This window comes from Halopseudomonas pelagia (assembly GCF_009497895.1).
GTDB classification, from domain to species: Bacteria; Pseudomonadota; Gammaproteobacteria; order Pseudomonadales; family Pseudomonadaceae; genus Halopseudomonas; species Halopseudomonas pelagia_A.
Map to the genome: position 1 here is coordinate 534921 of NZ_CP033116.1, position 19467 is coordinate 554387.

19 protein-coding genes are annotated in these 19467 nt (G+C 59.7%); 7 read left to right on the top strand and 12 right to left on the bottom strand.

What is annotated here, in order from left to right:
• Window positions 1-111 precede the first annotated feature (111 nt).
• Window positions 112-2196, bottom strand: a complete 2085-nt coding sequence (gene recG / locus EAO82_RS02480) for an ATP-dependent DNA helicase RecG (protein ID WP_096345591.1) — start codon at window positions 2194-2196, stop codon at window positions 112-114.
• A gap of 4 nt (window positions 2197-2200) precedes the next feature.
• Entirely contained in the window at window positions 2201-3136 is a 936-nt protein-coding gene (locus EAO82_RS02485; RefSeq protein WP_096345592.1) for a hydrogen peroxide-inducible genes activator, read from the bottom strand.
• A 63-nt stretch (window positions 3137-3199) separates the two neighbouring features.
• Here EAO82_RS02485 and EAO82_RS02490 point away from each other — a divergent pair, with 63 nt between their 5' ends.
• The gene (locus tag EAO82_RS02490) at window positions 3200-4045 is read left to right on the top strand and encodes an NAD-dependent epimerase/dehydratase family protein (protein WP_096345593.1); all 846 of its coding nucleotides are present in this window, start codon (window positions 3200-3202) and stop codon (window positions 4043-4045) included.
• Between the two features lie 130 nt (window positions 4046-4175).
• On the top strand, window positions 4176-4601 hold the full coding sequence (locus EAO82_RS02495) for an OsmC family protein (RefSeq protein ID WP_096345594.1): 426 nt from the start codon (window positions 4176-4178) through the stop codon (window positions 4599-4601).
• 63 nt (window positions 4602-4664) lie between these two features.
• On the opposite strand, the gene EAO82_RS02500 is transcribed toward EAO82_RS02495, so the two are convergent.
• The 4 genes from EAO82_RS02500 to gmk all read right to left on the bottom strand — a co-directional run bounded on the left by EAO82_RS02500 (window position 4665) and on the right by gmk (window position 8261).
• A complete protein-coding gene (locus EAO82_RS02500) occupies window positions 4665-5045 on the bottom strand; it encodes a RidA family protein (RefSeq protein WP_096345595.1) in 381 nt (126 codons plus the stop codon).
• 17 nt (window positions 5046-5062) lie between these two features.
• The gene (gene spoT / locus EAO82_RS02505) at window positions 5063-7210 is read right to left on the bottom strand and encodes a bifunctional GTP diphosphokinase/guanosine-3',5'-bis pyrophosphate 3'-pyrophosphohydrolase (protein ID WP_096345596.1); all 2148 of its coding nucleotides are present in this window, start codon (window positions 7208-7210) and stop codon (window positions 5063-5065) included.
• Between the two features lie 85 nt (window positions 7211-7295).
• Window positions 7296-7553, bottom strand: coding sequence for a DNA-directed RNA polymerase subunit omega (rpoZ, locus tag EAO82_RS02510; protein WP_022960916.1), 258 nt, complete (start codon window positions 7551-7553; stop codon window positions 7296-7298).
• 84 nt (window positions 7554-7637) lie between these two features.
• Window positions 7638-8261, bottom strand: coding sequence for a guanylate kinase (gmk, locus tag EAO82_RS02515; RefSeq protein ID WP_096345650.1), 624 nt, complete (start codon window positions 8259-8261; stop codon window positions 7638-7640).
• Between the two features lie 153 nt (window positions 8262-8414).
• On the opposite strand from gmk, the gene EAO82_RS02520 reads away from it, so the two are divergent.
• Window positions 8415-9668, top strand: coding sequence for a DUF2254 domain-containing protein (locus EAO82_RS02520; protein WP_096345597.1), 1254 nt, complete (start codon window positions 8415-8417; stop codon window positions 9666-9668).
• Here EAO82_RS02520 and EAO82_RS02525 read toward each other — a convergent pair.
• Together EAO82_RS02525 and EAO82_RS02530 are read right to left on the bottom strand one after the other, a co-directional pair.
• A complete protein-coding gene (locus EAO82_RS02525) occupies window positions 9659-10942 on the bottom strand; it encodes an MFS transporter (protein ID WP_096345598.1) in 1284 nt (427 codons plus the stop codon). The genes EAO82_RS02520 and EAO82_RS02525 overlap by 10 nt on opposite strands.
• 37 nt (window positions 10943-10979) lie before the next feature.
• Window positions 10980-11846, bottom strand: a complete 867-nt coding sequence (locus EAO82_RS02530; RefSeq protein WP_096345599.1) for a YicC/YloC family endoribonuclease — start codon at window positions 11844-11846, stop codon at window positions 10980-10982.
• 122 nt (window positions 11847-11968) lie between these two features.
• Between EAO82_RS02530 and rph the strand changes: the two genes are divergently transcribed.
• Window positions 11969-12691 carry a ribonuclease PH gene (rph, locus tag EAO82_RS02535; RefSeq protein WP_096345600.1) on the top strand — a complete coding sequence of 241 codons (723 nt, stop codon included), beginning with the start codon at window positions 11969-11971 and terminating at the stop codon, window positions 12689-12691.
• Between the two features lie 65 nt (window positions 12692-12756).
• On the top strand, window positions 12757-13134 hold the full coding sequence (locus EAO82_RS02540) for a DUF4870 domain-containing protein (protein ID WP_096345601.1): 378 nt from the start codon (window positions 12757-12759) through the stop codon (window positions 13132-13134).
• 119 nt (window positions 13135-13253) lie between these two features.
• Here the strand turns inward: EAO82_RS02540 and EAO82_RS02545 are convergent, their stop codons facing one another.
• Window positions 13254-14033: an exodeoxyribonuclease III gene (locus EAO82_RS02545; RefSeq protein ID WP_096345602.1), complete on the bottom strand. Its 780-nt coding sequence runs from the start codon at window positions 14031-14033 to the stop codon at window positions 13254-13256.
• 71 nt (window positions 14034-14104) lie between these two features.
• Between EAO82_RS02545 and pyrE the strand changes: the two genes are divergently transcribed.
• Window positions 14105-14749 carry an orotate phosphoribosyltransferase gene (gene pyrE, locus EAO82_RS02550; protein ID WP_096345603.1) on the top strand — a complete coding sequence of 215 codons (645 nt, stop codon included), beginning with the start codon at window positions 14105-14107 and terminating at the stop codon, window positions 14747-14749.
• A gap of 75 nt (window positions 14750-14824) precedes the next feature.
• Entirely contained in the window at window positions 14825-15433 is a 609-nt protein-coding gene (locus EAO82_RS02555) for a DUF4124 domain-containing protein (protein WP_096345604.1), read from the top strand.
• 60 nt (window positions 15434-15493) lie between these two features.
• Here EAO82_RS02555 and EAO82_RS02560 read toward each other — a convergent pair whose 3' ends face one another.
• From EAO82_RS02560 to EAO82_RS21080, 3 genes are all read right to left on the bottom strand, one after another.
• Entirely contained in the window at window positions 15494-15931 is a 438-nt protein-coding gene (locus tag EAO82_RS02560) for an acyl-CoA thioesterase (RefSeq protein WP_096345605.1), read from the bottom strand.
• A 3-nt stretch (window positions 15932-15934) separates the two neighbouring features.
• A complete protein-coding gene (gene argB / locus EAO82_RS02565) occupies window positions 15935-16837 on the bottom strand; it encodes an acetylglutamate kinase (protein ID WP_096345606.1) in 903 nt (300 codons plus the stop codon).
• A gap of 108 nt (window positions 16838-16945) precedes the next feature.
• Entirely contained in the window at window positions 16946-19465 is a 2520-nt protein-coding gene (locus EAO82_RS21080; RefSeq protein WP_321540961.1) for a phosphomannomutase/phosphoglucomutase, read from the bottom strand.
• Window positions 19466-19467: the final 2 nt, after the last annotated feature.

Consider the following 19467-nt stretch of genomic DNA (forward strand, 5'->3'; position numbering starts at 1 on the left):
AGCATGCGCTTTTCAAGATCTTAGCATGGGCTCCGGGGTTACGCTGTGACGCTGCACAAAGTCTGTGCAACTGTCGCTATCTCACAGCTCAAGACTACAAAGCAAATGGTTCTATACCTGCGCGAACTGTTGCCCGTGGGCCAGCCAACGGTCGATCAGCGCCGGGCAGCGCTCAGGATAGCGTTGCTGCATCATGCTGGCCGCCTCCTGCACGCGCGGCAGCAGATCGGCATCGCGCACCAGATCGGCAACCCTGAATTGCATCAGGCCGGTTTGCCGGGTGCCGAGCACCTCTCCAGGACCACGCAGCTGCAGATCCTTTTCAGCAATGACGAAGCCGTCAGTGCTCTCGCGCATGATCCCCAGACGTTCGCGACCCAGATGCGAAAGCGGTGCGTGATAGAGCAGCACGCAGTGGCTGGCGGTGCTGCCGCGCCCCACCCGGCCGCGCAACTGGTGCAACTGGGCGAGGCCCAGGCGTTCGGGGTTTTCGATAATCATCAGACTGGCGTTGGGTACATCCACGCCGACCTCGATGACTGTGGTGGCGACCAGCAAGTGCAGATCGCCACCTTTGAAAGCGGCCATGATCTCGGCTTTTTCGCTGGGCTTCATGCGCCCGTGAATCAGGCCGATCGACAGTTCCGGCAGACTCTCGCAGAGCGATTCCCAGGTTACTTCGGCGGCTTGCGCCTGCAGCTGCTCGGACTCTTCAATCAGCGTGCACACCCAATACGCCTGCCGCCCCTCGGCGCAGCCGGCGCGTACGCGCTCGACCACCTCTTCGCGGCGGCTGTCGGCGATCAGTACGGTGTTGACCGGTGTGCGCCCCGGCGGCAGCTCATCCAGCACCGAGGTATCCAGATCGGCGTACGCGCTCATTGCCAGGGTGCGCGGAATCGGCGTGGCGGTCATGATCAATTGATGCGGCGAGAACTGCCCAGCGGCGCCCTTGTCGCGCAGCGCCAGGCGCTGCTGCACGCCAAAGCGGTGTTGTTCATCAATGATCGCCAAGCCCAGATTGTGGAACTGCACTTCGCCCTGAAACAGCGCATGGGTCCCCACCACCATGGCGGCGTCGCCAGTGGCGATCATCTGTAGCTGATTCTGCCGGGCCTTGCCCTTGAGCTTGCCCGCGAGCCAGGCGACCGAAATACCCAACGGCGCGAACCAGGCGCTGAAATTGGCATGATGCTGTTCGGCGAGAATCTCGGTAGGTGCCATCAAGGCTACCTGCCAGCCCGCTTCCAGCGCCTGTAATGCGGCCATGGCCGCGACTACCGTCTTGCCAGCACCGACATCGCCTTGCACCAGGCGCAGCATGGGTTGGCGTTGTTGCAGATCAGTGCTGATTTCCGCGCCAACACGCTGCTGAGCGCCGGTCAGCGGGAACGGCAAGCGTTTAAGAAACTGCGCTGTCAGCTCCCGGCTAGGCGGCATCGCTGGCGCCTGATGCGCGCGGAATTCGGCGCGCAAGCGCAGCATGGTCAGTTGGTGCGCGAGCAATTCCTCAAAGGCCAAGCGGTGCTGCGCCCAATGCCGCCCGTCTTCCAGTGCCTGCAGATCCACCGAGGGCGGTGGGCGGTGCAGGGTGCGGATCGCATCGTGCAGCGAGCCCAGCCGATATTCGTTGGAAATCTCTTCCGGCAACAGGTCGAGCAGGCTGTTGCCCTGCGCCAGCCAGGCTAGCGCTGCATCGGACAGGCTGCGCAAGCGCTGCTGCGAGAGGCCTTCAGTGCTTGGGTAGATCGGCGTGAGGGTGTCGGAAACGGGTAGCGGCTCGGAGCTGTCCAGGTTCTGCAGCTCGGGATGGTAGATCTCCAGGCCGGATGCGCCTGGGCGTACTTCCCCGTAGCAGCGCCAGCGGCTGCCGCGCTGCAGGTTGGATTTCAGTGCGCCGGAGAAATAGTAGAACCGCAGGCTCAGCGTGCCGCTGCCATCCTGAATCCGGCACAACAGGCTTTTACGCCGGCCCATGACCACATCCGCGCCTTGCACTACGCCCTCTATGACCGCGTCCATGCCCGGGCGCAGTGCGCCGATCGGCATGACCCGCGTGCGGTCCTGATAGCGCAGCGGCAGATGAAACAGAATGTCCTGTACCGATCTCAGACCCAGCTTGGTCAGTTTCTCTGCCAGCGCCGGGCCGATGCCCTTCAGCGCGGTTAGCGAGGTGGTCTCTGGCACAGGCGGCATAGGGTTATTTGCGTGCCTTGGATTGACCTGAAGGGCCTTGGCCTACAGAGCACAGACGAATCGAGTCGCTGAGAATCTCGATAGCCTTGGGCCGCGGGAAGCTGGCGCGCCAGGCGATGGCCACGGTGCGATAGGGGGCCGGGGTCTTGAACTGTTTGGTCACCAGCAGCTCGGAGCTGTAGTAACGATCATCGGCCGCGGACATCGGCAGCACTGTCATGCCGATACCGGAAGCGACCATATGCCGAATGGTCTCCAGCGAACTGGATTCGATCGTGGTCTGCCGTGACTGCTCGTCATTCTTGCGCAGGCTGGGGCAGGCTTCCAGCACCTGATCGCGGAAGCAATGACCTTCGCCGAGCAGCAGCAGCTTGTTGTCGTCGAGATCCTCAAGGCTGACGGTATCACGATCGGCCCAGGGATGGTTGGCCGGGATCAAAAGGCTGAAAGTCTCGTCGTAGAGCGGTTTGGTCAGTACGTCTGGCTCATTAAAGGGCAGGGCGATAATGATTGCATCAAGGTCGCCATTGCGCAGCTTGTCGCGCAGAACGTGAGTGAAATTTTCTTCGATATACAACGGCATTTCCGGTGCCACGTTGTGCAACTGCGGCACCAGATGCGGAAACATGTACGGGCCGATGGTGTAGATGGCGCCGACCTTGAGTGGGGCGGACAATTGATTTTTGCCTGCGCTGGCCAACTCGCGAATGGTCATCGACTCTTCAAGCACCTTCTGCGCCTGGGCGACGATGCGCTCACCGATCGGCGTGACCCTGACCGCACTCTTGCTGCGCTCAAAGATCATCACGCCCAGCTCATCCTCAAGCTTCTTGACCCCGACGCTCAGCGTCGGCTGAGACACGTGGCAGCGCTCCGCTGCGTGGCCGAAATGCTGCTCCTGGGCCAGGGTAACGATGTAACGCAGTTCGGTCAGAGTCATGGCGTATACTGCTCTCATATTCAATGACCCTAAGCATAGCGGGTTGATCGATAGAGGAAAACAATGAAACAGGTACTTATTGTCGGATGTGGTGATCTGGGAACGGCTCTGGGTCTGCGTCTGGTTCAACGTGGTTGGCAAGTTACCGGCGTGCGTCGTGATCCCTCTGCTTTGCCTGCGGAGATTACCCCGTTGGCCGCTGACCTGTTGAAGGACGACAAACCCGCCGGCTGGCCAGCGCGGGTGGATTATCTGATTTACTGCCCCGCTGCCGGCAACCGAGACGCCGAGCTTTATCAGCAGTTGTATGTTGAAGGGTTACAGCGTGTATTAGACTGGCTGGGTGACGGGCGCAAGCAGTTAGGCTATCTGCTGCAGGTATCCAGCACTGGCGTGTATGCGCAAAGTGAAGGTGAGTGGGTGACGGAAAATAGTCCGGCCCTGGCGGACAGCGACACTGCCAAGGCGCTGATTCGCGCTGAAGATGTTGCCCTGCGCAGTGGTGTGCCGGCCAGCGTGGTGCGGCTTGCCGGAATCTATGGGCCCGGTCGTACCCGGCTGATTGAGCAGGTGCGCGGTGGATTATGTGTGCCGCAAGAGCCGGTGCAATACAGCAACCGTATTCACCGTGATGATGCTGCGGCGCTGCTTGAGCATTTGCTGCTGCAGGTCGAGGAAGACGAATTGCTGGCGCCCTGTTATCTGGGCGTGGATGACGAGCCAGCGAGCATGCACGAGGTGGCCAGCTGGTTGGCCGCTCAATTGGGCGTGAGTCTGCTGGCTGAGGGTGCGACCAGCGGCCGGGTCGGCAGCAAACGCTGCAGTAACGAGCTGGCGCGCGAAACCGGCTGGCAGCCAAAGTATCCGAGTTTCCGCGAAGGCTATGCCGAGATGCTCGGCGCAGATTAACCGCTCAATGCGGTCCGCTCTGGCGCAATACCAGGCAGATGGACCGAACCGGGTTTTGCGTTGTCCCAACAGGACCGGAAGCTGGCCATCAGGCTGGCTTTCATCTGGCAACCTGAAAAGAGGACACGTCATGAATAAGACTGCATCAGCCCACTGGGAAGGCGACCTTAAAAAAGGTAAAGGCACTATCTCGACCCAAAGCGGCGCTCTGAAAGACAATCCCTACGGTTTCAACACGCGTTTTGAAGATGCTCCCGGCACCAATCCGGAAGAGCTGGTCGGCGCGGCGCATGCCGGCTGTTTTTCCATGGCCTTCTCCATGCTGCTCGGCGAGGAAAATTTCACCCCGGATAGCATCGACACCAAGGCCACGGTGACGCTGGAAAAACAGAGTGATGGTTTTGCCGTGACCGCTGTACGGCTGGAGATGCGCGCACGCATTCCGGGTATCGATCAGGCCAAGTTCGAAGAGATAGCCAATAAGGCCAAGAGCGGATGCCCGATATCCAAGCTGCTCAATGCCGAGATCACCCTGGACGCCACGCTGGAAGGTTAAAGCGTCGAGTGCTTCAGGCAGGCAGGCAGGGAGCCCCGAGCGGGGCCCCTGCTGATGACGCTCTTAACCAACTACCATCACTGCATCCATTTCTACCGGCACGCCCTTGGGCAGTGCAGCGACGCCGATCGCGGCGCGGGCGGGGTAGGGCTGCTGGAAGTAGCGGGTCATGACCTCGTTGACCAGAGCAAAATGCCCCAGATCGGTCAGGAAGATATTCAATTTGACGATGTCCTGCAGCGTGCCGCCAGCGGCTTCTGCAACAGCGCTCAGGTTGTCGAACACCTGGCAAATCTGTTTCTCCATGCCTTCCACCACTTCCATGCTGGTTGGGTCGAGCGGAATCTGACCGGAGAGGTACACGGTATTGCCGACCTTGATGGCCTGGGAATAGGGTCCGATAGCGGCCGGAGCCCGGTCGCTGGTAATCACTTGCTTGTTCATTGATGCTCCAGAGGTAGTCAGTTTTTCAGACGGGTAATGCGCATCACGCCTTTCAGGGCACGGATACGCTTGATCAGTTGGGAGAGGTGCAGGCGGTCGCGAACGCGCACCACCAGTTGCACGACGCTGATACGGCCATCACGCTCGTCGACGCTGATCTTGTCGATGCTGGCGTCGGCCATGGTTATACCAGCGGCCAGTTGGGCAATGATGCCGCGCTCGTTTTCCAGTTCCACCTGCAGTTCGACGGTAAATTCGCCGCTGACATTCTTGTCCCAGGTCAGATGCAGGGTCTTTTCATTGCTGTGGCGATTGTCCGCCAGCTTGATGCAGTTTTCCTGGTGAATGACCATGCCCTTGCCGGAGGACAGATAGCCGACAATCGGATCCCCTGGGATCGGGTTGCAGCAGCGCGCGAAACTGACCACCAGGCCTTCGGTACCGCGGATAGCCAAGGGCAGTTCGCGGATGTCGGTATTCGATGGCGTATTCACGGAGGTGGTCTCCGCATCCGATTCGACCACGCTGGAGCTTGCCAGCAGGCGGCGCGCCACCACATAAGCCATACGGTTGCCCAAGCCGATGTCAGCCAGCAGATCTTCCATCAGCTCCATACTGCAATCTTTGAGCACCTGCTGGATGTTCTCTGCCGGAACGTCGGCCAGGCTGGTATCGAAGCTCGCGAGTACCTTGTCGAGTAGACGTTCGCCCAGGGCGATGGATTCGGAGTGGCGCTGATGCTTGAGGAAGTGACGAATATTGCTGCGTGCTTTGCCGGTGATCACGAAGCTCAACCAGGCCGGATTCGGACGCGCCCCGGGAGCGGTAATGACTTCCACCGTTTGCCCGCTCTGCAGCGGCTCGGATAGCGGCGCCAGGCGGCGGTTGACCCGGCAGGCGATGCAGCTGTTACCCACGTCGGTATGCACTGCGTAGGCAAAATCAACCGGCGTTGAGCCTTTGGGCAGCTCCATGATGCGGCCCTTTGGGGTAAAGATGTAAACCTCATCGGGGAACAGATCGATCTTGACGTTCTCGATGAATTCCAGCGAGTTACCCGCGTTTTGCTGCAGCTCCAACACGCCCTTCAGCCACTGGCGGGTGCGCGCGTGGTGGCCGTTGATCACATCGTCCTTGGACTTGTACACCCAATGCGCGGCAATGCCGTTGTTGGCCATGTCTTCCATTTCCTCGGTGCGGATCTGGATTTCGATGGGGACCCCATGCAAACCAAACAGCGTGGTATGCAATGACTGGTAGCCGTTGGCCTTGGGAATGGCGATGTAATCCTTGAAGCGCCCCGGAAAGGGTTTATACAGGCTGTGCACAGCGCCCAGCACCCGGTAACAGGTATCGGGTTTGTCGACGATGATGCGAAAAGCGTACACATCCATGATTTCGGTGAAGGCTTTGCGCTTGCCGCGCATTTTCTGATAGATGCCATACAAATGCTTTTCGCGGCCCATCACCTTGCCCGGCATGCCTTCGCGCTCAAGGCAGCCTTGCAAAGACTCGAGAATCTTGTTCAGCAACTCCTTGCGATTGCCCCGGGCGCTGCGCACCGCGCGATCAATCATGTTCGAGCGCATCGGATGCATCGCCTTGAAGCCCAAGTCCTCGAACTCGGTACTCAGGCTATGCATGCCCAGGCGGTTGGCGATGGGCGCGTAAATCTCCAGGGTTTCCTTGGCAATGCGCCGGCGCTTCTCCGGTGCCAGTGCGCCCAAGGTGCGCATGTTGTGCAGACGATCGGCGAGCTTGACCAGAATCACGCGAATATCGCGGGCCATCGCCAGGGCCATCTTCTGGAAATTCTCCGCCTGCGCCTCGGCTTTGGTCTCGAAGGTCATCTGCGTAAGTTTGCTGACGCCATCGACCAGTTCGGCCACGGTGTCACCGAACTGGGTGACCAGCGCATCCTTGGGAATGCCGGTGTCTTCGATCACATCATGCAGCATGGCGGCCATCAGGCTTTGATGGTCCATATGCATGTCTGCAAGGATATTGGCTACGGCAAGGGGATGGGTGACGTAAGGCTCGCCACTGCGACGGGTTTGGCCGTCGTGGGCCTGCTCGGCATAGAAATACGCGCGCCGGACTAGGTTGACCTGGTCCGGCTCAAGATAACGGTCGAGCCGTTCGGCAAAAGCTTCTATACCGGGCATGGGATTCTCCCGGTCACGCGTGCGCAGGCTTCGGCGCCAGTGGTTGGCACCCGCGGGTGGCCTGTCACCGACCTGCGCAAGGCGATTACTCGTCCAGATCTGATTCCATCGAGTACAGCGGTTCCTGCTGATCCTGAATGGCTTCCTGTGCCAAAATCTCGTTGGAAATCAGGCCGCCAGCGATTTCACGCAGGGCGACTACGGTGGGCTTATCATTTTCCCAGGCTACCTTCGGCTCCTTGCCGCCGGTGGCCAGCTGACGCGAGCGTTTGGTGGCCAGCATAACCAGCTCAAAACGGTTTTCTACATTTTCCAGGCAGTCTTCAACGGTAACGCGGGCCATGGGTGTACTCCGGAACGGCTTTAATATCGTAGCTCGGCGCGCCCAGAACGGGTCGCCGGACCGTGTAGTGTACTGAATCGAGCCCTAGTCTGACAAGAGCGCTGCCAACATACCCTGATAGCGGTCCTGCTGGCAGGCCTGGCTCAGGCGATGACTGCGCAGGATGGATTTGAGGTCATCCAGGGCAGTATTGAAGTCGTCATTGATTACCAGAAAGTCATATTCCACGTAGTGGCTGATCTCATCGCGGGCCTGGGACATGCGTTTGTCGATCACGCCATTGTCGTCCGTACCGCGGTTGGTCAGGCGTTCGCGCAGCGCCTCGCGCGAGGGTGGCAGAATGAAGATCGAGCGCGCCTGGGGCAGGGCATGGCGCACCTGCTGGGCGCCTTGCCAATCGATCTCCAGAATCATGTCGTGGCCTTCAGCGAGGGTTTTCTCTACCGCGCTTTGCGAGGTGCCATAGAGGTTGCCGAACACTTCCGCGTGCTCGAGAAAGTCGCCCTGCTTGATCTGCTCAACGAAGACGTCACGGCTGACGAAGTGGTAATTGACCCCGTCCAGCTCCCCGGGACGCATGCTTCGGGTGGTGTGGGAGACGGAAACTTTAAGACTCTCGAGCTGATCAATCAGCGCCTTCACCAGGCTGGTTTTGCCTGCGCCCGAGGGCGCAGAAACGATATACAGAGTGCCAGTGGCTTGGGTCATCAGAGGGGTGTCCTGCGGGTCAACGGCTGGAATAATGCGGGTGATTATAGGGGGATTGCGCTCCCGCGTCATGATTCAGCACTTTACGTAGGCATACATGCGGCTATTCTAGCGGGGCAAGGCGCTTGCGCCGTCCTTTATCTGGAGTAATGCATGATTTCGAAATGGCAGTGGGTGCTGGCGCAATTGACCCGAATGCTTTGGGTGCGCGCCTCGCTGTTCGCCTTGCTGGCAGTGCTCGCGGCGCTGCTGGCGAGCGCCGCCGACCGGGTCATGCCTGAAGGTTTGCCGATCAGCATCGGCGGTGACTCGGTCGAGACCATCCTGCATATTCTTGCTTCCAGCATGCTGACGGTGACGACCTTTTCCCTGACGGTGATGGTCTCAGCGTATGCGGCCGCGACCACCAGCGTAACGCCGCGAGCCATTCGGCTGCTGATGCAGGACACCACCACGCAGAACGTGTTGGCCACCTTTCTCGGCTCATTTCTCTTCAGCCTGGTCGGCATTATCGCCCTGAGTACCGAGATATACGGCGAACGCGGGCGTATTGTGTTGTTCGCCTTCACCTTGCTGGTGATTCTGATGATCGTGATCACCATGTTGCGCTGGATCGATCATCTGTCTTCCTTTGGCCGCGTTGGTGATACCACGGACCGGGTGGAGCAGGCGACGCTCAAGGCGCTGGCTGACCGTATCGACAATCCCTGTGTCGGCGGTCATCCCTGGCTGGATGGCAAGCTCCCGGAGGGCTGGGTTCCGATGTACGCCGATAGCATCGGCTATGTACAGCATCTGGACGTTGAGGAGATCTCGGATTGCGCTCAGGAACATGGTCTGCAGGTATATGTAAACAGCTTGCCGGGCAGTTTTGTGCACGAGTCGCGGCCGCTGGCGTGGGTCGACCCTCATACTGACAGCGCCCAGTTTGATACCCTGCGTGCCGCGTTTACCGTGGGCAAGACGCGTTCATTTGATCAGGATCCGCGATTTGGACTGGCGGTGCTGGCCGAGATCGCTTCCCGCGCTCTGTCGCCATCCATGAATGACCCGGGCACGGCGATTGACGTGATCGGCCGGGCGGTGCGTATTCTCTCCCATTGGCCCGTCGACGCTGAAATTCACCAGAGCAAGGAAGTAAGTTGCCAGCGTGTGTGGGTCCCTGCACTGCAACTGGATGAGTTGTTCGAGGATATCTTCCCACCTATCGCCCGCGACGGTGCCTCGCTGATCGAGGTGCAATTGCGCCTGCAAAAGGCCTTTCAGGCACTGGCGGAGCGGGGCGGCCAGTTCCGCCCGGTAGCCGTGCGGCATGCTCAGGTGGCATTCAGGCGCGCCGAAGCGGTGATGGTGCTTGATGACGATGTGGCCCTGCTACGCGAACTGGCTGGCAAGCTTCAAAGCTGAGCAGGGCTTTCGGCGCGGCTTGCAGGTGAAGCATCCTCGAACCTATTGACCTGGCGCAAGGACTTGAAGCCCAGCGCCAGGCCGCTGACCACACCGAGTGTGCACAAGCTACCGATCACCGCCGCCGGCACCACGCCAAACCAGGCGGCACTGGTGCCGCCGCGGAAAACGCCGAGCTCGTTGGATGAGCCGATAAACAGCATATTGACCGCATTCACCCGGCCGCGCATGGTATCCGGCGTAGAAAACTGGATCAGTGCCGAGCGAATGTACATGCTGACCATATCCGCGGCGCCGGCGACCATCAGCGCCCCAAAAGACAGCCAGAACAGCGTCGACAGGGCAAAGACCAGATTGGCGACGCCAAAAATGGCCACGGCAATAAACATGGTGCGCCCCACATTGCGGTTGAATGGCCGTGCGCTCAGGTAAATGCCCACCATGATTTCGCCGATGGCCATGGCGCTGCGCAAGGCGCCCAGCCCTTCTGGCCCGACTTGCAGCACCTCCTTGGCATAAATTGGCAGCAGCGCGACCACACCGCCGAGCAGCACGGCAAACAGATCCAGGGAGATAGTGCCGAGAATGATCGGCCGCGAGCGGATAAAGCCAATACCGGCGGTAAAACGTTTCCAGGCGGTGGCTTCCAGAATCTGCCGTTTTTCGGCGTAGAGCACCGGCACCCGCAGCAGTAGCCCGAGACCCCCGAGAAAGCAGCCGAGACAGACCGCATAGGTCAGCACGCCACCGCCCAGCGCAAACAGCACACCCCCCATCACCGGACCCAGAATGGTCGCGGCCCGCATGATCATGCTGTTGGTGGCGATCGCCTGGGCCAGATGATCGCGAGGCACAATCTGCGGCAACAGGCTCTGCAATGAGGTGCCGATAAACGCCCGGGCGCTACCGTAAAGCATCAGCGCCAGGTAGAACCAGTAGACGTCTTCAACGCCTGTCACCGACAACCACCAGAGCGCAGCGCTGCATAGCGCAGCACCGCTCCAGGCCAGGGCCAGAATGCGCTTGCGGTCGAAGCGATCAATAAGGTCGCCAGCGGGCATCAGCAGCAAGACCATAGGGACGAACTGAGCCAGACCGACATAGGCCAGCGACAGCGGATCGTTGGTGATCTCGTAAACCTGCCAGGCCACGACAATGGCCTGAATCTGCATCGCGAACACCGCGATCAGACGGGCGATGACAAAGGGCAGAAAGCCCGGCTGTCGATAGACGTTGGGACGGCTGAGGCTTGGGTCAGGGCTTTGGCTGGCCAAATGGACGCTCTAGAGGTTCAGGAGATTATCAGCCACATCATTCGATGTTCTGCACTTGCTCGCGCATTTGCTCGATATACACCTTCAGATCCACGGCAGCCTGAGTACTGCGGCTATCAATGGCTTTGGAACCGAGGGTATTGGCTTCACGATTGAACTCCTGCATCAGAAAATCCAGTCGTCGGCCCATCGCCGCCTTGCCGCCGAGCACGTGGCGGGTCTCGGTAACATGGGTATCGAGCCGGTCCAGCTCTTCGGCAACGTCAATTTTCTGTGCCAGCAGCACCAGTTCCTGCTCGACCCGAGTACCGTCGAGCTCCAGGCGCGCCTCGTTGAAACGGTCGATCAGTTTCTGCCGGTGCGCCGCCAGCAAGCTGGGCATCATCTCGCGCAGGGTCTCGACCCGCTCGGAAATTGCCTCAAGGCGTTCTTCCAGCAACTTTTTCAGCTCCGCACCTTCACGCGCGCGCTGGGTCTTGAGCTCGGCCACGGCTTGTTCGAACAGCTTGTTGGCCTGGGCCGTCATTTCCGCCTGGTGGTCCTGTGCGCCGCCCATTACGCCGGGCCAAGCCAGCACTTCCAGGGGATTGATTGGCGCTGGATTGTCCAATTGCTGGCTCACCTGTCTGGCGGCAGCAAGCAGCTGGCTGACCAATGGCTGGTTCAGTTTCAGGCTGTCGACGCTTTGGTCGGCGGGGTTGAAGCGCAGGGTGCATTCCAGTTTGCCGCGGGCGAACTCCTTGCGCAGACGCTCGCGCAGCGGGCCCTCCAGCTCACGAAAAGCCTCGGGCATGCGCAAGCTCGGCTCCAGATAGCGATGGTTGACCGAGCGGATTTCCCAGGCAAGGTTGCCCTGATCTGTGCTCAATTCGCAGCGCGAAAAGGCAGTCATGCTATACACCATCGGTGGGCCTCGCAGAGGGGAAACGGAAACGCATTGTACCCCTGCGCACTCTCAGGTGTCGCCCCGCCTGCTTGAGCCGTATAATCCCAGGCACACATACTTGCAGTACAAGGATTCAATAGATGAAACGTCCCAGTGGCCGCGAAGCCCATCAGATGCGTCAGGTGACCCTGACCCGACATTACACCAAGCATGCCGAAGGTTCGGTGCTGGTGGAGTTTGGTGATACCAAGGTGATCTGTACTGTCAGCGTCGAGGCCGGTGTACCGCGCTTCCTGCGCGGTTCTGGCCAGGGCTGGATTACCGCTGAATACGGCATGTTGCCGCGTTCGACCGGTGGGCGCATGCAGCGTGAAGCCAGTCGTGGCAAGCAGGGCGGGCGTACCCTGGAGATTCAACGGCTGATCGGTCGGTCACTGCGTGCTGCGGTCGACCTGAAAAGCCTCGGCGAAAATACCCTGTATATCGACTGTGACGTGATCCAGGCCGACGGTGGCACCCGTACCGCATCCATCACCGGCGCCTGTGTGGCATTGGTCGACGCCTTGCGGGTCATGAAACAGCGCGGCGCACTGAAGAAAATGCCCGCTGTACAGATGATTGCTGCAGTTTCCGTGGGCATCTATCAGGGCGAACCAGTGCTGGATCTGGACTACCTGGAAGATTCCGCCGCAGACACTGATCTCAACGTGGTCGTGACTGACAAAGGCGGCTTTATTGAAGTGCAGGGCACTGCCGAAGCTGCGCCGTTCAGCGCGGAAGAGCTGAATGCTATGCTGGCATTGGCCAAGCAAGGCGTTGATCAGCTGTTTGCCTTGCAGCTTGCCGCGCTGGAAACCGAGTAAGCGCCCCTGGCGCGGTTCGGTGACTCAGCTTGTACAACATCAGCCCACGATAGGGAGTTCAGGCAATGATCGATGAAGCTCAAACGGTAGTAGATGCCGGGATGCCCGGTCCGGAAGCGCGTCAGTGGGCAATGTTTGCCCACCTCTCGGGCTTTCTGGGTTGCCTGATCCCCTTTGGCAGCCTGATTGGGCCGCTGTTGGTCTGGCAGCTGAAAAAGGATCAGGATCCCTTTATCGATGATCAGGGCAAAGAAGCGCTCAACTTCCAGATCAGCGTCGCGCTGGCGGGATTGCTGTGTGTACTGCTGATGGTTGTGGTAATCGGCTTTCTGCTGATCTGGGCGGTAATTATCGGGGCGGTAATCTTGATGATCATCGCCGCGATCAAGGCCAATGAGGGCAAGGCCTATCGCTATCCGTTCTGCTGGCGAATCATTAAATAGCTTGAAGCTTTCGCCGCGGGGCCGCGGCTCCTACCGGGTTGAGACAGCATCTGTGGGAGCGGTGGTCTTGTGGGAGCGGCGGCCTCGCCGCGAATCGTCCGGCAAACCGCCAGTGCGTCTCAGATACTCAGCGTCCAGTCATAATCAATGACCACCGGCGCGTGCTGTGAAAAACGCGCGTCACGGGGGATCTGTGCATTGGTGACGAAACGGCGCAGGCCGGGGGTCAGGATCTGGTAATCGAAGCGCAAGCCCAGATTCAGGCTCTCGGCCTGCTCGCTATCTGGCCACCAGCTGTACAGCTCAGCTTCGCGGGTCACTTCGCGTAGTGCATCGACATAACCCAGATTGCCAAAAATCTCATCCATCCAGGCGCGTTCCGGCGCCATAAAGCCGGGTTCATTCTGGCAGTCGCGCCAGTTTTTTACGTCCAGCTTCAGGTGGGCGCTGAACAGCGAACCGCAGTAGATAAACTCTCGACGTTTCCGGCGTTGCTTGTTCAGGTAGCCGGTGAAGTCGTTCATGAACTTGAATTTCTGATTCAGGTCGGCGTCGCCATTGCGCCCGGACGGCAGCAACAGGCAGCCAATGCTGACCTTGTCAAAATCGGCTTGAATGTAGCGGCCGTAACGGTCGGCCAGCTCAAAATCCAGCCCCATGATGATCGCTTTGGGCGCGGTTTTGGTGTAGATCGCCACGCCGCCCTGGCTGGGGACTTCCGCCTCGAAGCAGTATTGCCAGTAGCCGTCGATCCAGTAGGGGTCCTGCTCAAGTTCGGGGGCGGTAACGCGGATGTCCTGCAGGCAAATCACATCAGCATCTTGTGTGCGCAGCCAGTCAAACAGACCTCGGGCGGCCGCCGCCTCGACGCCGTTGACATTCAGACTGATAATTCGCATACATGGCTCCCCAAAAATCGAACGTGTATGATAACCGAGCTTGAGGGGATTTTGTTAAGAAGAGGGTGGGGATGCACGAATATCAGCGGGAATTCATACGTTTTGCTCTGGACCGACAGGTATTGCGCTTTGGCGAATTCACGCTGAAATCCGGTCGCAGGAGCCCTTATTTCTTCAATGCCGGCCTGTTCAACACCGGCTCTGCGTTAGGGCGTCTGGGTCGTTTCTATGCCCAAGCCTTTGTGCACAGCGGGCTGGACGATATCGACGTGATTTTTGGCCCCGCTTATAAAGGCATCCCGTTAGCGGCCGTCACTGCGGTTTCTCTGGCTGAAAGTTTTGATCGCGATGTGCCATACTGCTTCAACAGAAAAGAAGCCAAGGACCATGGCGAGGGCGGCACGCTGGTAGGCGCGCCACTTGAGGGCCGGGTGCTGATCATTGACGATGTGATCACCGCTGGGACCGCCGTGCGCGAAGTGATGGAGATTATCAAGGCCGCTGGCGCCGAGCCCGCTGCGGTGATGATTGCCCTTAACCGGGAAGAGCGCGGACAGGGCGAGCTGTCGGCAATTCAGGAGGTCGAGCGCGATTTCGGCATTCCGGTTGTCAGTATTGTTTCCCTGACCCAGGTTCTGGATTTTCTGCAAGAAGACGCCGATTTGCGGCATCACCTGCCAGCCGTGCGGGCGTACCGCGCTGAGTTCGGCATATAAGTCCCGGCAGCCCTGTCGCAGGTTGTCTGGTCGTACACTGGGAGCCATGGCTCCAAGGACAGGGGTGTTGTTTTTATGCTGAGGTCGTTTTCCGGCGTGCTCGTCGGGCTGCTGATCAGTGTGGCTGCTTATGGTCAGCAGGCGCAGCTCTATCGCTACGTTGATGACAAGGGGGTCACCGTATTGGGCAATCGGGTGCCTCCCGAGTTTGTCAGCCGTGGCTACGAAGTGCTGGACAGCAACGGCCGCGTGCGTGAAGTCATTCCCGCTGCGCCAACCCCCGAAGAGCTCCAGGCCACCCGTGAAGCCCGGGAAGCACAGGCGCGTCAACGCCAATCCGATACCACTCTGTTGCGGCTGTACAGCAGTCAGGCGGATCTGGATCGTGCTCACGCACGCCAGTTGGCCCAGATCGAGAGCCTCATTCAGTCCGCTCGCGGTGAGATCGACGGAGTGCAGGATCGCCGCGAAGAATTACAGCAACGGGCTGCGGTGCAGGAACGTGCTGGCCGCGAGATAGATGCGCAGATTCTGCAGGAGCTGGCGCATGCCGACGATGAAACCGAGCGTCTGGAGCGTTTGATCGAAGCCAAGCAGTTGGAAATAAAAGAAGTACGCGCCAGTTTCGTACATCAGCGCGCACGTCTGGGTTACTTGCTGGGCGCCAGCGACAGCGAGAGCTGATCACAGCTGAACGGCCCCGCCTCAGTACTCTTTCCGCAAGCTCAACCACTCGGGCGCCGTTCAGGCGCCTTCGGGAAGCACTTTTTCGAATTCGCTGACTGCGCTACGAAAGCTGGCAGGAATCGGGCTCGGTCTGCGACTGCTCTGGTCGGCATGCACATAGACGATTTCGCCATTGACCAACAGCTCCTCAGCGCGATAAATCCCGATCAGAAACTGCATGCTTGAATTACCCAGCCGGGCGATGCGCACATGCACATCCAGCAGATCATCGAAGCGTGCCGGTGAGCGGTATTCCAGCAGGGTACGCACGGCGAAAAAGTCGCTGCCATTCACGCCGGTTTCGCCGCTGTAGGTCTGACCCATCGCGCGAAAATACTCGGTGATACCGACGTCGGCATAGGTCAGATAATGGCCGTTGAACACGATGCCCTGCATATCGGCCTCGGCCCAGCGCACGCGCAGCGTGTGATGGAAGCGGAAGTCATCCAGTTGCATCGTTCAGTCCTGCTTCTGATTGGTAATCAGGGTACCCACGCCGGTATCGGTGAAGATTTCCAGCAAGACAGCATTTGGTACCCGACCGTCGACGATGATCGCGCTGCTGACGCCGCCCTGGACCGCATCCAGCGCGCAGCGGATCTTCGGCAGCATGCCGCCATAGATGGTGCCGTCGGCGATCAATGCATCGACCTGAGCAGTGGTCAGCCCGGTGAGCACATTGCCGGCCTTGTCCATCAAGCCTGCGATGTTGGTCAGCAGCATCAGTTTCTCTGCCTGCAGCGCCTCGGCAACCTTGCCCGCTACCAGGTCGGCATTGATGTTGTATGAAGCGCCATCGCTGCCGACGCCAATCGGGGCAATCACCGGGATGTAGTCATCGCAGACCAGGCTGTTGATCAGCTTGGTATTGATCTCCACCACTTCGCCTACGTGGCCGATGTCGATGATCTCCGGCTTGTCCATACCGGGGGTGTTGCGCGTGACCTTGAGCTGACGCGCCTTGATCAGCCCCGCATCCTTGCCGGTCAGGCCGATGGCGCTACCACCGTGCTGGTTGATCAGGTTGACGATGTCCTTGTTCACCAGGCCGCCGAGAACCATTTCCACCACGTCCATGGTCTGGGTATCGGTAACGCGCATCCCTTCAATGAACTGGCTTTCAATATTCAGACGCTTGAGCAGATCGCCGATCTGCGGCCCGCCGCCATGCACCACCACCGGATTGATGCCCACGGTTTTCATCAGCACGATGTCGCGGGCGAAGCTGTTTTTCAGCTCGTCGCTTTCCATCGCGTTTCCGCCGTATTTGATGACAATGGTCTTGCCGGTAAAGCGTTGGATATAGGGCAGAGCTTCGGTAAGAACCCGGGAAACCTGGGTGGCGGCGTCACGACTCAACATGGTGGGTCTCATTCTCCTATCGATAAGATATTCAGTCCGGGATGCCTGGCATCACCGCTATGCAAAGCAAGGCCCGCCGCTGTATGACAGGGGCGGGCCGGTAATTGTTCAGAATGTTGGCTGTATATCGCTGGCGACCAGCGCCAGCTGCTCGCGGAACAGTTGCTGGATCCGCTCGAGTTCTTCGGCTTGATCGGCCTCGAAGCGCAGCACCAACATCGGCGTGGTGTTGGAAGCACGTACCAGACCCCAGCCTGAGGGGTAGTCGACGCGGATCCCATCCAGCGTGGAGACCTTGCCAGTGCCCCATTGCGCCTGCTTTTTCAACGCCTCGATGATCTCGAACTTGCGCGCTTCGCCCACGCTCAGGTTTATCTCGGGGGTCACCAGGCCAACCGGGTACTTATCGAAGATATCGGCGCTCTCGCCACTGTTCTGCGTCAGGATGGACATCAGCTCCAACAGACGGCAGGCGCTGTACAGACCATCATCGAAGCCGAACCAGCGCTCCTTGAAGAAGATGTGCCCGCTCATCTCGCCGCCGAGCATCGCGCCGGTTTCAATCATCTTGGCCTTGATCAGCGAATGGCCGGATTTCCACATCACCGGCCGGCCGCCCATGCGGCTGATCAGCATCGGCAAGCGCCGTGAGCACTTGATGTCAAAGACGATGTCGGCGCCGGGATGACGGGTGACAATGTCTTCGGAAAACAGCATCATCAGGCGATCGGCATAGATCATATCGCCCTTGGCAGTGACCACGCCGAGGCGGTCCGCGTCGCCGTCCAGGGCAATGCCGACGTCGGCACCCTGACGGGCTACCTCGGCGATCAGGTCCTGCAGGTTTTCCAGCTTGCCCGGGTCCGGATGATGGTTAGGGAAGTTGCCGTCCACCTCACAATACAGTGGCGTCACTTCGCAGCCCAGGCTTTCGATCAATTGCTGGGCGATCACACCGCCGACGCCGTTGCCGCAATCAATGACCACCTTCAACGGGCGTACCAGCACCACATCTTCGGTGATCTGACGGCGATAGGCGTCCAACAGATCGAGTTGCCTGCGGCTGCCGGCACCTTCGTGCAGATCGTTCTCGCGCAGCCGCCGGTGCAGATCGCTGATGCGCTTTTCAGAGAGAGTTTCGCCAGCAATCACGATCTTCAAGCCGTTATAGTCGGCCGGATTATGGCTGCCGGTGAGCATCACGCCAGAGGTCGCTTCAGTGGTGTGGGTGGCGTAATAGAGTACGGGTGTCGGCACCATGCCCAGATCGGTGACGTGGCAGCCACTGTCCATCAGGCCGCGAATCAGCTGCTCACTGAGCGCCGGCCCCGAGAGCCGGCCATCGCGGGCAACGGCTATCTTGGCTTCGTCTGCGGCGATGGACTCGCTACCGATTGCCCGGCCCAGCCAGTACACCGCTTCTTCAGTCAAGGTTTTGCCGACCACACCACGGATATCATAGGCGCGGAAAATCTCTGCAGGTATCTCCGGGATCACAGGCCCGGCGGGCTGTTCGCCAGACATGCCAAAGGCGTCATCGTCACTGTCGACGATGTCGATATCCAGAATGTCCCGGTTCTGAAATGCCGGGCTGTCAGGCACTTCGCGGGCGATGGGTTTGGACGGTTTCCGGCCAGCGTTTTCACGCTCGGGGCTAGGGCCCAAGGTACGGCCGCTGCCACTGGCCAATTGCATGATGCTCTGGCCTACCCGCACCAGCGGGCCGAGTTGCAGGCCGGCGGCCTTGTGGCCATGCGTCAGTTGGATGAGGACCTCGGCGTCCGCGTTAAGCCGCGAGGTCCAGCTGCGCTGCAACTGCCACAGACCGATCATCAGGCCAAACAGAGCCAGTAGAACCGCTGCCAGCAACAGTAGTGGATTGACCAGGCCGGCGCTGAGCGCGGGACCGGCCATGAACTGGATACTCCAGGCCGGATTGACGCTGGAGATCGACACCGGTTCGCCGAAGCCGCTGCCCGCTTGATATAGCGTTTGTGCCGTGGCGCCGGGAAAGGTCTGAGTCAGGGTAATCTGGCCACTGTCTTCAGGCAGGGCGGGGAGGGCAGAAGTAAGCCGCTGCAGTTCGAAGACGGCAATCAGCGTGCCACCAATCGGTGCGTTCTCTGAAGCGCGCAAGGGTTTGACGGCATACAGGCGCCACTGGCCGTCCACCGGGTGGACCTCCATGGGTACCGGCATATTGCGTTCGGCGCGCCGAATCATGTCCAGGGCGGCAAAGCTGAGCGGCGCATCCTGCGCATCGGTCACCTCAGCGCGGCCGACGGCGTTGGTGTAAATCGCCAGATTGCCGGCCAGGTTGTAACGCAGCAAGCGCTGCATGCTGGCACTGCCGCCTTGCTGCAGAGCGACCTGCAACTGCGGATTGGCGGCCAGCCGGCTAAGGTCGGCATCCAGTTGACGAATGCTCTGGTTCAGGGCGCCAGCCTGTTGCGTCGCATAGGCTCTGGTCATGTCTGTGCGGTAGCGTTCACTGCCCATGCCGAACAGCGCAATCCAGATCGGAATCGCCGCCAAAGCCAAACCTATCAGTGCCAGCAGCAACGGCGTCAAAGTACTGGGCAGGGTTGATCCTGCTTTGGCCGTCTGTTGTTTTTTTAGTTTGATCACTG

Coding starts and splice junctions, on each gene's coding strand:
- argB (WP_096345606.1), bottom strand. CDS start 16,837: ATGTTGAGTCGTGACGCCGCCACCCAGGTTTCCCGGGTTCTTACCGAA.
- EAO82_RS02485 (WP_096345592.1), bottom strand. CDS start 3,136: ATGACTCTGACCGAACTGCGTTACATCGTTACCCTGGCCCAGGAGCAG.
- rph (WP_096345600.1), top strand. CDS start 11,969: ATGAAACGTCCCAGTGGCCGCGAAGCCCATCAGATGCGTCAGGTGACC.
- EAO82_RS02545 (WP_096345602.1), bottom strand. CDS start 14,033: ATGCGAATTATCAGTCTGAATGTCAACGGCGTCGAGGCGGCGGCCGCC.
- EAO82_RS02555 (WP_096345604.1), top strand. CDS start 14,825: ATGCTGAGGTCGTTTTCCGGCGTGCTCGTCGGGCTGCTGATCAGTGTG.
- EAO82_RS02520 (WP_096345597.1), top strand. CDS start 8,415: ATGATTTCGAAATGGCAGTGGGTGCTGGCGCAATTGACCCGAATGCTT.
- gmk (WP_096345650.1), bottom strand. CDS start 8,261: ATGACCCAAGCCACTGGCACTCTGTATATCGTTTCTGCGCCCTCGGGC.
- EAO82_RS02495 (WP_096345594.1), top strand. CDS start 4,176: ATGAATAAGACTGCATCAGCCCACTGGGAAGGCGACCTTAAAAAAGGT.
- EAO82_RS02540 (WP_096345601.1), top strand. CDS start 12,757: ATGATCGATGAAGCTCAAACGGTAGTAGATGCCGGGATGCCCGGTCCG.
- pyrE (WP_096345603.1), top strand. CDS start 14,105: ATGCACGAATATCAGCGGGAATTCATACGTTTTGCTCTGGACCGACAG.
- EAO82_RS02500 (WP_096345595.1), bottom strand. CDS start 5,045: ATGAACAAGCAAGTGATTACCAGCGACCGGGCTCCGGCCGCTATCGGA.
- EAO82_RS02490 (WP_096345593.1), top strand. CDS start 3,200: ATGAAACAGGTACTTATTGTCGGATGTGGTGATCTGGGAACGGCTCTG.
- EAO82_RS02560 (WP_096345605.1), bottom strand. CDS start 15,931: ATGCAACTGGATGACTTCCGCTTCCATCACACGCTGCGCGTGCGCTGG.
- rpoZ (WP_022960916.1), bottom strand. CDS start 7,553: ATGGCCCGCGTTACCGTTGAAGACTGCCTGGAAAATGTAGAAAACCGT.
- recG (WP_096345591.1), bottom strand. CDS start 2,196: ATGCCGCCTGTGCCAGAGACCACCTCGCTAACCGCGCTGAAGGGCATC.
- spoT (WP_096345596.1), bottom strand. CDS start 7,210: ATGCCCGGTATAGAAGCTTTTGCCGAACGGCTCGACCGTTATCTTGAG.
- EAO82_RS02530 (WP_096345599.1), bottom strand. CDS start 11,846: ATGGTGTATAGCATGACTGCCTTTTCGCGCTGCGAATTGAGCACAGAT.